Origin of the sequence: Bdellovibrio sp. SKB1291214 (assembly GCF_002209355.2) — a bacterium.
Lineage (GTDB): Bacteria > Bdellovibrionota > Bdellovibrionia > Bdellovibrionales > Bdellovibrionaceae > Bdellovibrio.
The window spans coordinates 2,711,808-2,723,856 of the sequence record NZ_CP106855.1 but is presented as its reverse complement, the minus strand read 5'-3'; the positions used below and the strand labels follow the sequence as shown (position 1 = coordinate 2,723,856).

The following is a 12,049-nucleotide window of genomic DNA, read 5'->3' as shown; positions in this document are numbered from 1 at the left end:
CTTCAAAAAGTCCGTTAGATTGTCACTGGCCCGGTGTTTCCTACTGGATCAGAGCCTGAAGAATCGTCTTTTTTACCGATCCCTTTAGCCTCTGCCAGCGCCAGGTTTGTATCACGACGGTTGTTTCTGTATTTTTCAATTTCAGAAACCGCCGCACCGTTGATCATCATATCAACTTCGTGACCATCAATTGTCTCATACTCAATCAAGGCTTGAGTGATAGACTCAAGAGCTTGTTTGTTCTCAGTCAAGATTCGAACCGCAGTTGCGTAACCTGTGTTGATAATTTTTGAAACTTCCGCATCGATCTCTTCCGCTTTCGCCTCAGAGTATTCTTTGTGGGATTGATGACCATATTGCATACCCAAGAACACTTCGCCGCCTGATTTCTCAAACGCCAAAGGACCTAGTTTCGACATACCCCATTCGCAAACCATACGGCGAGCGATTGATGTTGCGCGCTCGATATCATTACCCGCGCCTGTCGTCACGTCCTTAAAGATCACTTCTTCAGCCGCACGACCACCGAACAAGAAGGCAATCATGTTCTCAGCAGTTGATTTCGACAAAGACACAGATTCTTTCTCTGGAAGAGTTTGAGTTACACCCAAAGCCATACCACGAGGGATGATCGTTACTTTGTGAATCGGATCTAAACCCGTCAATTTTCTATTCACCAGCGTATGACCCGCTTCATGGTAAGCAGTCACTTTTTTATCTTCGTCAGAGATAACCATAGATCTTCTTTCAGATCCCATGATCACTTTGTCTTTCGCTTTTTCAAAGTCTTCCATCTCAAGATACTTTTTGTCTGTACGAGCGGCCACAAGAGCGGCCTCGTTCACAAGGTTCTCAAGGTCTGCACCCGAGAAGCCCGGAGTACCACGAGCAATTTTAGAAGTATCAACGTCAGGTCCGAGTGGAGTCTTACGCGTATGAACGCCCAAGATTTGCTCACGACCTTTAAGATCTGGTTTATTCACAACCACGCGGCGGTCGAAACGACCTGGACGCAACAACGCTGGATCAAGAACGTCAGGACGATTCGTCGCTGCGATCATGATAACCCCTTCAGAAGATTCGAAGCCGTCCATTTCAACGAGCAATTGATTCAGAGTTTGCTCACGCTCGTCATGACCACCACCCATGCCGGCACCACGATGGCGACCTACGGCATCGATCTCGTCGATGAAGATCAAGCAAGGAGCATTCTTTTTACCTTGTTCAAACAAGTCACGAACACGAGAAGCACCCACGCCCACGAACATCTCTACGAAGTCAGAACCCGAGATTGTGAAGAAGGGAACACCCGCCTCACCCGCCACGGCGCGAGCAAGCAATGTTTTACCAGTACCCGGAGAACCCACCAAAAGCACACCTTTTGGAATACGGCCACCGAGTTTCGTGTATTTTTTTGGATCCTTCAAGAAACTCACAATCTCTTGAAGATCATCTTTAGCTTCGTCAACACCCGCGACTTCTTTGAACGTCACACGATTTTTGTGCTCAGTTAAAAGGCGCGCACGGGATTTACCGAAAGACATCGCCTTACCACCGCCCACTTGAATTTGGCGCATGATAAATAGGAACATCGCCACGATCAAAATCAATGGCAACCAGTTCACAATTAAAGATTGGAAGAAGCCACCGTTGTCAGCACGCTCGTAATTCGGCGTGATACCGTTCGCTTCCAAAAATTTAAATCCTTCATCTTGAGTATTACCGACGATTTGGAAATGAGTGCCGTTGTACTTCTTTTCGAAGTCAGGCTTCATCTCACCGACAATTTCGCTGGTCTCTTGACGGAAAGTTACAGAAGCAACTTCTTTCGCTTTAACCGCTTCAGTGAATTTAGAATAATTGAAATCACCAATCATTCTTTGGTGCTTGCTCTCGTAGGCTTGGAACAAGAACACAGCCATGATGATTAGGAAAAACCACAAGGCTAGCGTTTTCTGTGTAGATCGCATTTCGATTCCTTTCGCTCACTTCTCTCATCCAGATAGAACCACCTTAGACTAACAGAAGCGCTTCGCTAATTAAAGCAACTTTAAGTGATTTCTCGAGGGGAAACGCCGCCGCCCAAAGGCGGGCTCAAATCAGGACTCGACCTTGATTTGCTCTGCGTTAATTTCCCAATGACAGCCACTGACCTTAAAGCTGATCACTTTTTGAGATTTGTCTAGACGCTTTTGTATTTCTTCGAGCTGAGATTGAGAGAAATCTCGTTTTCCGAGGGAAAAAAGGTATTGAGCGAGCAATCGTCTCTGCTCAAACGGCGTCAGAGTCAGATAAAAAGCTCGAGAAAGTCCATCCAAGCCATGTGACTTATTAGCCTCATTTTGACTCAGCAAATCAGTTCCCGGTTTGTGCTCCAACGAATGAAGCTCTTGGGCCAGGGTTTCTAGAGAGCGAGCCAGACTATTTACTGCTCCTTTTTGTCGCTTCTCTAGGGACTTTAGCCAGTCTTCACGGACCCAATTTCTAAAAGGGTCCAGGATCGCATTCGAGGGATCTTCAAAAGCGCGCAGTTTTTCAGCACGCAAATACTTACGAAGTTCCGACTTGGGAGTTTCTAAAAAGGGACGAAACACCCCACCGCCATAGTACGACATCGCGATCAAACCTTGCGCACCCGTTCCGCGTACAATCCTCATCAGGCGAGTCTCTAAGAGGTCATCCGCATGATGGCCTGTCGCCAGAACTTCAAAACCTTCGGTTTTCTGCAGGCGCGCGAAAGCTTCATAACGCTGGTCGCGGTACTGAGCTTCTGATTTGGCCAGAGTTTTGGATTTCAGTGCAAAGAAAGGCACATTCAGTTTCTTACAAAGCTTTTCACAGAAAATCTGAGCCTCTTTGCGATATTCTTGGTTTTTATCTTCGCCGTGGTGAAAATAACAAGCACCCAATTGTTCGGGGTTCATGATTTTTGCAAGCACCGCCACAGTTGCAACCGAGTCCGCCCCGCCCGACAAGGCCACCAGAATCTTTTTATCCTGCAAATCAAATTTTTTAATCAACTTCCAAACCTGATGATCTAAATCCAGCTTGGGGCGCGCATTTCCGGTCAATCGCTTCACCCAACTGCTCCCACACCAACTGTCTTGATATTTACAAATTCCATGATGCCGAAATGGCCTAGCTCTCGACCGTAACCTGATTCCTTAACACCACCAAATGGAACGCGTGGATCAGATTTAACAAAATCGTTCACCACGACAAACCCCGCTTCCATTTCTTTTTCGACCAGCTCTTTGCCCTTTTGTAAGTCACGGGTAAAGATTCCACCGCCCAAACCAAAGGGAGATGAGTTTGCGATTTGCAAAGCCTCTTCAGCATCTTTAGCCACAAACACTAAGGCCACGGGCCCAAAGACTTCTTCATGATGAACTTCGGAATTATTTTTCTCAAATAAGACCATCGAAGCCGGATAGTAAGCTCCAGGCCCTTGAGGAGCAGTCCCCCCAAAGATCACTTTACCACCCCAGTTCTTTAATTTTTCAACTTGAGTCACGATGGTGTCCTGGAAACGTTTGCTTGCCAACGGAGCCAGGGGAAGCGCTTTCATTTCATGCTCCATGGCCATCAGGAACTCTTGCAGGGCCCCTGCGACCACGATAAAGCGCTTACCAGCCACACAGCTTTGCCCACAATTTTGCAGGCGTGTTTTTGCACAAGCTTTGGCTGCCATCGAAATATCCGCATCGTCCAAAATAATATAGGCATCACTGCCGCCTAATTCTAAAACAATCTTTTTCAAATTTTTCGCAGCCGTTGTGGCCACGGAGCGACCGCCTTCGGTGCTCCCCGTGAAAGTCACTCCCCGTACAGATTCGTGACCGATGATCTTTTCAGCGACAACATGATCCACCTGACAGTTGCGCAATAAAACGTACTCCGACGTCAGGTCTTTAAAAATTTTGCCGATTTTTTCAGAAACACCCGCCGTTAAATCCGCGTGCTTAAGAATAACCACGTTGCCTGCCATGAGCGCCGGAGCTGCAAAACGAATCACCTGCCACAGTGGAAAATTCCATGGCATCACGCTAAAAATCACACCCAATGGCAAAAAGCTGACTTCCGCCTCTTTATACGGGGATGCGCTTTTCTGATTTGCAAGCATCGCAGGAGCTTCTTTGGCATAGAACTCACAAGTGACCGCACATTTTTCAACTTCAGCTTTACCTTCAGGGATTAATTTTCCCATCTCGAGGTTCATTTGCAAAGCCAAGTCATCACTGTGTTTACGAAGACTTGCAGCAAGATTATTAAGCACTTTCGAACGCTCAGCGAAGGAAACTTTGCGCCACTTTTCGAAATCTTTTTTCGCATTCAGGATCATCAATTCAGCTTGATCCCAAGTCACATGTTCGAATTTTTGAAGTTGTTCACCCGTCGCAGGATTGACCGTAGAAAAAGACGCCATAAGTGACCTCCTGATGCAGTACCAGAATAGTCACATGGATGTTAGAGAGTTGTAAACACCTGATAGAATGACACAGTGGTGCCGACCATAAAGACTGATGTCATCAAGGCCCATGCCATTACTTTGTAGCCCTTGCCAAGTTGCATGGCTCTAAAAGCGTATGGTCTTTGATTTGCTAATAAAGGAATCGGTGCGACAACGGCGTGAATCAATTGGCGGCAGCAAAAGCAAAACATAACAACTGATAAGAATGTCAGGATTTCCATTTCCATGTTCATCATGACGAACTTATCGGCTGCGACTGTCTTAACTTGAGACGGATATTGGTCTAGGATTCAGAAGACTTTGAATCTTTCGAAGCAGAATCTTTTTTGATGATGTCGATCTCTGCGGTGATTTTAAATTTATGAGTCTCAGCAAATTTGGAAAACTCTTTCACAAAGTCGATCTTTTCAATAATACCCACGACCTCTTTGGTCACGCGTTGAGTGATTTCGTCTTTAGATTTGCTGGCACCTTGAATCAGCAGATTGAGAGCCTCTTTAGGAAGCTTGAGTTCTGAAAGATAAGATTTGATGCCTTCTTCACTCATGAAAGCAGCAGAAACACCTGCTGTAAAAACTTTTTTTACAGTGTCGCCCAGAAGACCTTTGATATCGGCTGGGGATTCTTTTTCGTCTTTCTTAGGACTGGAATCAGACGCCATAAAGCTGCTTTACTCGTTTGTGGTATGAACTCATCATATTCGGCAAATTCACACTTACCAAGGCATTCGCGATAGGACCGGGAACAAACATGTTAAATGTCGCTTCAACCGTGTAAGTGGCGCGAGTTTTTCCAGCCTCATCTTGAAGCTTCCAAGAGCCGACGGACGTTTTAAACATATCACCAGAAGCAAACTCCCAAGTGATGGCTGTAGGAGCCGTTTCCGTCATCCACAATGAATATTTAAAGGATTTTACAACCGACACGTTGTACTCAACCAATTTGCGATTGCCTTCAGTTTTTAGGACTTTGCATTGTTTCACCTCAGCCAAAAATTCATGATACTTTTCGTAGTCAGAGATGATTTTAAAGAATTGCTCAGGTGTGCAGTTGAAAACTTCGGTAGTTGATGCTTTTGCCATATGCAAACACTGTGACTTTTAGATGACATACAGTCAACGCTAGCCTAGACCTGCGAACCAAATGAGAACCGTTATGTTACATCGGCATAATGTTGCGTTCGACCTCTGGCTCTTAACTGGACAAGGGATTAAACCTTAAATTATACCGTTTGTTCCACGTTGTTCGACACAGAAAGGAGATATTTCATGAAGCATAAAATCCTGATCGTTGATGACGAACAAGATCTTCGTGATTTGATTTCCTATTTCCTGACTCGTGCAAATTATGAGGTGGCGCTCGCCGAAAACGGCTGCGTCGGATACGAGAAAGTTCAGACCTGGAAACCTAATCTTGTCATCAGCGATATACGCATGCCTGTCTGCGATGGGTTTGAACTTTTAAAGCGCCTAACAGACACCCCTGAAAACGACACTCCCGTTATGTTCATTTCTGGCTACGTCGGGGGAGATGAAGAAGAACTTCGCAAAAATCCTCACTGCGTGGGGTTCATTCCAAAACCGGTCAACAGAGCCGAACTTTTGGAAATGGTCAAACAAGCCCTGCCTGCCTAGCGTGGGGACCTAGGCAACAAGCTGCTTGTTCTGCCGGCCTATTTAGGTAAACGAATAACGAAACTTGTATTGGGATGATCGACATCCACGTACAACTGCCCATGATGAGCTTCAATCAACCCTCTGGAAATACTTAGCCCCAAGCCCGTCCCCTTGCCGATTTCTTTCGTCGTATAGAAGGGTCTAAAGATCTCAGCTTGGATATCGGCATCAATTCCGTGGCCGCTGTCGGTGATACGAATTTCAATTTGGTCTGCCAACTCTTTAACATCAATAGCAATCCACTTTTCTGGCAGATCTTGAATCGCCTCAAAAGAGTTGTTCAAAAGATTTAACATCACCTGAGATATCTGCACCGGGCGACAACGCAGAATCAAATTTGTCGGCGCAGGCAAACGCAAATCTACGTTCGCCAGTTTAAATTTTTCATAACATAACGAAAGAGTATTATCGATCAAGGTCTGCACGGGTATGGACTCAATGGGATCCTTTGCTCCGTCCCGCGCAAAAATACGTAAACCACGTACAATCGTGGCAATACGGTTCGTCGTGGATTGAACCTTTTCGATGGAAGCCTTCATTGTTTGACGATCAAGATCTTGATCCTGCAATAGATCCATCTGCTGTTCTGCTGAGAGTAAAATCACATTCAGCGGTGTATTGATTTCGTGAGCAATACCTCCGGCCATCTCGCCTAAAGAGGCCAGCTTCGCAGAGTATTCGGCACGTGATTTTTGATCTAATAACTCATCTTGCGTGTTTTCAAGCTGTTGAATCGCCAGTGTCAGATTTTGCTTTTCTATATTTAAAGCCTCTTCAGTTTCATAGCGAGTGACCATGCTTTGATAAAATTCACGGGAGTTCCCGTAAACGTAGACCACAAACGTAAACACGAAAATCGTCCACACACCGTATGGCAAATCTCCGTGGTGATTGGAAAAGGCAAGAAACAGACCCGGCATTACTCCGACTGTCACCAAAAAGTAAGCGGAAATTCGAGGAGCTAGTGAGAGCGACGTGGCAGAACCAGCCATGATCGCACTAACCAGAAATGATGTAACGAATATTTTCGAGTCTGGATTTTGAGGATCCCAAAACCCCATGGAACACACAACGCCCAAACAAGTAGAGCTGATAACAATGACAGTCGAATGCAGAGGCGCCCAGCGATAAAGAGCTTTCAAACCCTCGCGGCTGATATAAAGCCCCAGAAAAAGACGGATGGTGCTGCAAGTAAAGGCTAAGCCAGCTGCTAACTGGTGCCACAGATAATATGATGGAGTTGTAGCTACGGGTTTTACCAACAAAATCGTAAAGACAACCATAAAGCCGACTGCGGCCGCTTTACTGCGGCGGCAAAAATCTAATTCAATATTGTCCAGTACGGCCCGGCTTAGCACTTTCATCTCGGCCACCTTAACAGACGCAGGAAACAAAAGATAGTGTGGGCTATGTAATTTGCATTTGTACGCACACGCGAGAAAAAGAAAATGCGCGGCATTTTAAGTCGCGCACTTTCATTCAGCTCTAAAGATTTGCAGTGCTATTTCATCTCATCTTTCAATGAGTCGAAGTTTTACCGCGTCTTTGGCTGGAATCATTATCGATTAAACTTTCACGGCCTGTTCGCTCAAAATCCGTCTCTTCGTTCAGCTCTTCATCGTCCCAAAGATCTTTGGATTTGGCTTGGCTGGATTCAGAGAGCCTTAACGCCTCGTCTGCTTCGCTGGCCCATTTAGCATCGGATTGTCCAGGTTCATGCTCCCCTTCGTTTTCCGCTGCGTCAGTCAGGTATTCTTCATTTTCATTTTGATTGCCCGGCTGAAACTTTTTATGAGTGTCCTCGGTAAACTTGGGAGGTACATCCGGTTTAACCGCACTTGTATTCTGTTTTTGAGGTGTCTCTCTGTTAGGCATTTTGCCCTCCTTTAAGAAATCTCGCAGGTACAAGTACAATCCTACCATCGATCTTCAATTTATCTACAGACCGAAGACCCCTTTTCCATTTCGATTCAGAAATCTAAAAACCCTTAGTCCGGTCACCAGATCCAATGTCCTGCGAATTATTTCTTGAAATTGAATAGGGCTTCAGCTGCAGCTTTTAATTTAGCGGCTTGGTCCTCGGGGCCTGCGCCTCCTTTGCGGGGAGTGAAATAATCGCAAAAGTTTGCGCGATCTTTTTCGCGCACGACGTCCGCTTGTGTTTCGCGGCACTCGTTATAAACCTTTGGATCGTAAAAATCGCAGTTTTTACAGACATGCACATCGGCCCGACAATGAGGACACTCCTCACGTCGGCCGATATTCCCGGCAAAGGACATCTCTTTTTTGCAACTAAAACAAAAAAGTTGTGCACTCATGGATTAGGATTTCTTGTTTTTCTTCCAAGTGAAATCGTGGAAGGATTCAATGGTACGGATTGTGCCTGTCTGAGAACGCATGACGATCGAGTGACTTTTGGCTTTTCCATCAGGAAGGAAGCGCACACCCTTTAACAAGGATCCATCCGTGATACCCGTTGCAACAAACATCACAGAACCACTAGCGAGCTCGTCACAGGTGAATTTCTTATCCAGATCCTTTAGACCCATTTTAGAAGCACGAGCTTTCTCTTCGTCATTTCTCCACTTTAAGCGACCTTGGAAATCACCACCCAAGCACTGCATCGCTGCAGCAGAAATAACGCCTTCGGGAGCTCCACCAATACCGATCAGCAAATCGATACCAGAGTCAGGCCATGCTGCAGAAACTGCTGCAGAAACGTCACCGTCACCGATTAACTGGATGCGTGCACCTGTTTTACGAACTTCATCAATCAATTCTTTGTGACGAGGGCGATTCAAGATCACGACTGTCATGTCGCTGACTTTTTTTCCCAGTGCTTTAGCAACAGCTTCGACGTTTTCGGTCGGAGTTTTATCGATATCGATTTTGCCCTTGGCACCGGGACCACAGGCGATTTTATCCATGTAAGTATCCGGCGCATGCAAGAACTTACCCTTTTCAGCCACTGCAATCACGGAGATAGAACCCGGCCCACCCGTCGCACAAATCGTGGTGCCTTCTAACGGATCCAAGGCGATATCCAAAGCTGGAGCATCGTCCGTTTTAGTCCCGACTTTTTCACCGATATAAAGCATCGGAGCTTCATCGCGCTCCCCTTCGCCGATCACCACAGTGCCGTCCATACGAAGAACGTCAAAAGCCTTTCTCATGGCATCCACGGCAGCTGCATCAGCGGCTTTTTCATCGCCTCTTCCCATCCAACGAGCGGATTCTAAGGCTGCTGCTTCGGTCACACGTACAAATTCTAAAGCCAGGTTTCTGTCCATGATTCTTTCTCCACTGCGGCCTTGATCCCGGCCGGTAATCTCATCAATTTTAAATCTTTATCCAAGGCCACGTGAACTGTCTGAGCAACAGAACAAGTCGAGCCCCCACGTCCACGCATGCGGTATTGAAAAATCAAGCGACTCAGCTCGACTCTTGCTTGCACTTCAATTTCCAAATCATCGCCAAAGAAAGTCGGCTTCAAATGCTTAACCTGAGTTTCATAAACGGCAAAATAACTAGCAGATTCCGGTTTTTGGTAATCAATCAATCCCTTGTCAATAGCCCATGCCACACGCGCTTCCTCAAAGAAACGCAAGTAATTGGAGTGATGGACAATCCCCATGAGGTCTGTTTCGTAAAACTGCACTTTATGACGATGAATAAACATTGATTATTTCTAGACTAAATTGTTAGTTTAAGTCTACGCATTATTTTTTTGCGCAAGCAGCGCAGAGCGCACGGAGAACCCATGGCCGTTACCGAGTGGCAAAAAAATCTTCCAATGAGAATCACCATGAGTCGCATCTTTATGGTGCCCCTTGTGGTGGGAGCCATGTACCCCGACAAGTTGTCTTGGAATATCGTCGCTGCCGTGCTTTTCATGCTCGCTTCCATTACAGATTATTTCGACGGTTATTACGCCCGCAAATATGGTGCAGTCAGCAATTTCGGGAAGTTCATGGACCCCATTGCTGACAAAATTTTAGTCACCTCGATCCTGGCGATGTTGCTTGCTTTGGGTAAAATCGATGCTTGGATGGTGATCATCATCCTGGCCCGCGACAATTTTATCGGGGGTATCCGCTCAGTTGCTGCGGCTGATCAAATCATTATTGACGCAAAGCCGGCTGGAAAGTGGAAGACCGCCATGCAAATGGTGGCCATTCCCATTGTAATTATTGGAAATATTGACCAATACGTGCCCTATTTGGACAAAGTTGGCTACGGAGTCTTGTGGGTAAGCGTCATTTTGAGTATAACTAGCGGTATTGAATACTACTATGGATACATGAAGAGCAAAAAGCGCTCTTAAGGATTTATGCTTTTACACCTTTCACCAAGCAATTGGTTCTTTATCTTCCTAGCTCTTCTGTTGAGCAGCTACTTGAAGATTGCTTCTGCAAAAACGCAGAAGCCGGTGTTCTTTGCCTCTGCCGGCTCCTCAGTATCTCGTCTGATCTCAGACGCTCTTCACTAAAAATATCATTAAAATATCGCTGTTAGGTTTAATTTTAGGTAAGGACTTGAACCTAAACGAAGCGCATTGCTGGGGTTGATCTCATAGTTTTCGTCTTGGAAATAACGACGATCAAAAGAGTAACCGGCTTCCATCTCGGCCAAAAACTGTGCTGACAACGGGGATTTAAATCCCACGAAAAGACGCTTTTCATCGTAAAACAAACGCTCTTTCCGATTAGCTCTTCCCCACAGGTAATAAGTGGACTGCGAAAAATCCAGACCCAGGGAAGCCTTCATCGGACCCGCAATCGAATAATCCACTGAAGTCTTAATAACCCACGGAATCAGCGTGAAGAGATTCAAAGACCACTTATCAACGAACTCCCAATAAATCATTGCGAAGGGGGCGCCAAAAGTTCCGCGAAACGATTTAGAAGGCGTGTACATATACGCAAACCCCGGCAGCGGTATTTCATTCAAGATGGGACGATTGTTCGAGTAATTGACTAGATAAATCCAGCTCGCTGTTTCATCCACGGGATCGATATAAAAATAGTTCGCGCCTATGGTATCGACCGTGGGGTCTTTAAAGGGCTTATCACTCGCCGAGCCCCAATTGGCGTTCACCGCCCAATAAGCCTTGTTCGGCTTTTGAGTCATCTTGCTGTAAGTAAAACCAATATCGAACTGATAAAGATCCGGCATCGCAGTTTGATCAGGATAAATATCCAACCAGTGGCCTAAAAGTGCCACACTCCAAGACTCTTCTTCGGTTTTATAAAAAGGGATGTTTGCAGTCACTGTGCCTTTGTTGATGCTAGCGTCTTTCTCATTGGTTTGAAAATCAGCATCAGGCTGCACCGAACCTGAATAGTTCACCACCGCTCTTTGCTTAGAGGGCGGCAACAATCCAGAAAACATCTGCGCACTTGCAAACACAGGCATAAGAATCGCAACAGCAAAAATAACTTTTGATAACATTTTGTTCATTTAAAAATCCTGTAGTCCTAAAATATCTTTGCAAATATCCATCTGCCGATCAATTTCCGCGAGAGCTTTTTGCAGGCGTAAAGCATCTCTTTCATCCACTTCCGCTTCAAGTGCAGCTTTCACTATGGGATGTTTTTTAAGCCAGGCTCCCTGTCTTGAAGCATAGTTTTCAGGCACCCCGGAGCGAAACGCTGCCATTCGTGCATTTCCATCTCGAAGGTACTCTACGATAAACTTTAAAGTCTCTAACGTAAGAAGTTTTCGGTGGGCTTTTAATCGTGATGAAAATCCAACTTGTCGAATGCGCATAAGCAAATGGTACATACTTACTTTGAGAGTGCAAACATCTGACATTTAGCACGAAGACGATTTCTGAGTTAAACTGAAGCTCCTTTACAGTCTGAATTATGTCCTTTACGCTATTCTTGATTTTCGGAAAGGA

General features: G+C 45.7%; 16 protein-coding genes. 3 read left to right on the top strand and 13 right to left on the bottom strand.

The window, feature by feature from the left end; genetic code table 11:
• Positions 1–14: 14 nt before the first annotated feature.
• The 6 genes from ftsH to B9G69_RS13475 all read right to left on the bottom strand — a co-directional run bounded on the left by ftsH (position 15) and on the right by B9G69_RS13475 (position 5,553).
• Positions 15–1,970 carry an ATP-dependent zinc metalloprotease FtsH gene (ftsH, locus tag B9G69_RS13500; RefSeq protein ID WP_088614553.1) on the bottom strand — a complete coding sequence of 652 codons (1,956 nt, stop codon included), beginning with the start codon at positions 1,968–1,970 and terminating at the stop codon, positions 15–17.
• 129 nt (positions 1,971–2,099) lie between these two features.
• Positions 2,100–3,080: a tRNA lysidine(34) synthetase TilS gene (gene tilS / locus B9G69_RS13495; protein WP_254916768.1), complete on the bottom strand. Its 981-nt coding sequence runs from the start codon at positions 3,078–3,080 to the stop codon at positions 2,100–2,102.
• Positions 3,077–4,426, bottom strand: a complete 1,350-nt coding sequence (locus B9G69_RS13490) for an aldehyde dehydrogenase family protein (protein ID WP_265437785.1) — start codon at positions 4,424–4,426, stop codon at positions 3,077–3,079. Before B9G69_RS13490 ends, tilS begins: the two co-directional genes overlap by 4 nt.
• Before the next feature lie 41 nt (positions 4,427–4,467).
• Positions 4,468–4,707, bottom strand: a complete 240-nt coding sequence (locus tag B9G69_RS13485; RefSeq protein WP_088614551.1) for a hypothetical protein — start codon at positions 4,705–4,707, stop codon at positions 4,468–4,470.
• 47 nt (positions 4,708–4,754) lie between these two features.
• Complete coding sequence (locus tag B9G69_RS13480; RefSeq protein WP_088614550.1) at positions 4,755–5,132, bottom strand: hypothetical protein; 378 nt, start codon at positions 5,130–5,132, stop codon at positions 4,755–4,757.
• Positions 5,122–5,553, bottom strand: coding sequence for a type II toxin-antitoxin system RatA family toxin (locus B9G69_RS13475; RefSeq protein WP_265437784.1), 432 nt, complete (start codon positions 5,551–5,553; stop codon positions 5,122–5,124). The genes B9G69_RS13480 and B9G69_RS13475 overlap by 11 nt, the downstream gene beginning before the upstream one ends.
• Before the next feature lie 186 nt (positions 5,554–5,739).
• Here B9G69_RS13475 and B9G69_RS13470 point away from each other — a divergent pair, with 186 nt between their 5' ends.
• A complete protein-coding gene (locus B9G69_RS13470) occupies positions 5,740–6,105 on the top strand; it encodes a response regulator (protein ID WP_088614548.1) in 366 nt (121 codons plus the stop codon).
• A 38-nt stretch (positions 6,106–6,143) separates the two neighbouring features.
• On the opposite strand, the gene B9G69_RS13465 is transcribed toward B9G69_RS13470, so the two are convergent.
• From B9G69_RS13465 to B9G69_RS13445, 5 genes are all read right to left on the bottom strand, one after another.
• Positions 6,144–7,511, bottom strand: coding sequence for a sensor histidine kinase (locus B9G69_RS13465; RefSeq protein WP_088614547.1), 1,368 nt, complete (start codon positions 7,509–7,511; stop codon positions 6,144–6,146).
• Between the two features lie 154 nt (positions 7,512–7,665).
• Positions 7,666–8,022, bottom strand: coding sequence for a hypothetical protein (locus B9G69_RS13460; RefSeq protein ID WP_088614546.1), 357 nt, complete (start codon positions 8,020–8,022; stop codon positions 7,666–7,668).
• A 146-nt stretch (positions 8,023–8,168) separates the two neighbouring features.
• Positions 8,169–8,465 (bottom strand): hypothetical protein, encoded by a 297-nt coding sequence (locus B9G69_RS13455; RefSeq protein ID WP_088614545.1) that lies wholly within the window; start codon positions 8,463–8,465, stop codon positions 8,169–8,171.
• A gap of 3 nt (positions 8,466–8,468) precedes the next feature.
• Positions 8,469–9,437, bottom strand: a complete 969-nt coding sequence (gene glpX, locus B9G69_RS13450) for a class II fructose-bisphosphatase (protein WP_088614544.1) — start codon at positions 9,435–9,437, stop codon at positions 8,469–8,471.
• Complete coding sequence (locus B9G69_RS13445) at positions 9,416–9,826, bottom strand: acyl-CoA thioesterase (RefSeq protein ID WP_088614543.1); 411 nt, start codon at positions 9,824–9,826, stop codon at positions 9,416–9,418. Before B9G69_RS13445 ends, glpX begins: the two co-directional genes overlap by 22 nt.
• Before the next feature lie 81 nt (positions 9,827–9,907).
• On the opposite strand from B9G69_RS13445, the gene pgsA reads away from it, so the two are divergent.
• Both pgsA and B9G69_RS13435 read left to right on the top strand, forming a co-directional pair.
• The gene (gene pgsA / locus B9G69_RS13440; protein ID WP_088614542.1) at positions 9,908–10,471 is read left to right on the top strand and encodes a CDP-diacylglycerol--glycerol-3-phosphate 3-phosphatidyltransferase; all 564 of its coding nucleotides are present in this window, start codon (positions 9,908–9,910) and stop codon (positions 10,469–10,471) included.
• A gap of 6 nt (positions 10,472–10,477) precedes the next feature.
• Positions 10,478–10,636 (top strand): hypothetical protein, encoded by a 159-nt coding sequence (locus B9G69_RS13435; RefSeq protein WP_176400910.1) that lies wholly within the window; start codon positions 10,478–10,480, stop codon positions 10,634–10,636.
• 8 nt (positions 10,637–10,644) lie between these two features.
• Here the strand turns inward: B9G69_RS13435 and B9G69_RS13430 are convergent, their stop codons facing one another.
• Both B9G69_RS13430 and B9G69_RS13425 read right to left on the bottom strand, forming a co-directional pair.
• The gene (locus B9G69_RS13430; protein ID WP_088614541.1) at positions 10,645–11,607 is read right to left on the bottom strand and encodes a hypothetical protein; all 963 of its coding nucleotides are present in this window, start codon (positions 11,605–11,607) and stop codon (positions 10,645–10,647) included.
• Positions 11,608–11,931: a terminase small subunit gene (locus B9G69_RS13425; RefSeq protein WP_254916767.1), complete on the bottom strand. Its 324-nt coding sequence runs from the start codon at positions 11,929–11,931 to the stop codon at positions 11,608–11,610. It abuts the gene before it with no gap.
• Positions 11,932–12,049: the final 118 nt, after the last annotated feature.

Bases quoted from the DNA above. Each gene is read 5' to 3' on its own strand.
- ftsH (WP_088614553.1), bottom strand. From the start codon at position 1,970: ATGCGATCTACACAGAAAACGCTAGCCTTGTGGTTTTTCCTAATCATC.
- B9G69_RS13490 (WP_265437785.1), bottom strand. From the start codon at position 4,426: ATGGCGTCTTTTTCTACGGTCAATCCTGCGACGGGTGAACAACTTCAA.
- B9G69_RS13485 (WP_088614551.1), bottom strand. From the start codon at position 4,707: ATGATGAACATGGAAATGGAAATCCTGACATTCTTATCAGTTGTTATG.
- B9G69_RS13480 (WP_088614550.1), bottom strand. From the start codon at position 5,132: ATGGCGTCTGATTCCAGTCCTAAGAAAGACGAAAAAGAATCCCCAGCC.
- B9G69_RS13475 (WP_265437784.1), bottom strand. From the start codon at position 5,553: ATGGCAAAAGCATCAACTACCGAAGTTTTCAACTGCACACCTGAGCAA.
- B9G69_RS13470 (WP_088614548.1), top strand. From the start codon at position 5,740: ATGAAGCATAAAATCCTGATCGTTGATGACGAACAAGATCTTCGTGAT.
- B9G69_RS13465 (WP_088614547.1), bottom strand. From the start codon at position 7,511: ATGAAAGTGCTAAGCCGGGCCGTACTGGACAATATTGAATTAGATTTT.
- B9G69_RS13460 (WP_088614546.1), bottom strand. From the start codon at position 8,022: ATGCCTAACAGAGAGACACCTCAAAAACAGAATACAAGTGCGGTTAAA.
- B9G69_RS13455 (WP_088614545.1), bottom strand. From the start codon at position 8,465: ATGAGTGCACAACTTTTTTGTTTTAGTTGCAAAAAAGAGATGTCCTTT.
- glpX (WP_088614544.1), bottom strand. From the start codon at position 9,437: ATGGACAGAAACCTGGCTTTAGAATTTGTACGTGTGACCGAAGCAGCA.
- B9G69_RS13445 (WP_088614543.1), bottom strand. From the start codon at position 9,826: ATGTTTATTCATCGTCATAAAGTGCAGTTTTACGAAACAGACCTCATG.
- pgsA (WP_088614542.1), top strand. From the start codon at position 9,908: ATGGCCGTTACCGAGTGGCAAAAAAATCTTCCAATGAGAATCACCATG.
- B9G69_RS13435 (WP_176400910.1), top strand. From the start codon at position 10,478: ATGCTTTTACACCTTTCACCAAGCAATTGGTTCTTTATCTTCCTAGCT.
- B9G69_RS13430 (WP_088614541.1), bottom strand. From the start codon at position 11,607: ATGAACAAAATGTTATCAAAAGTTATTTTTGCTGTTGCGATTCTTATG.
- B9G69_RS13425 (WP_254916767.1), bottom strand. From the start codon at position 11,931: ATGTACCATTTGCTTATGCGCATTCGACAAGTTGGATTTTCATCACGA.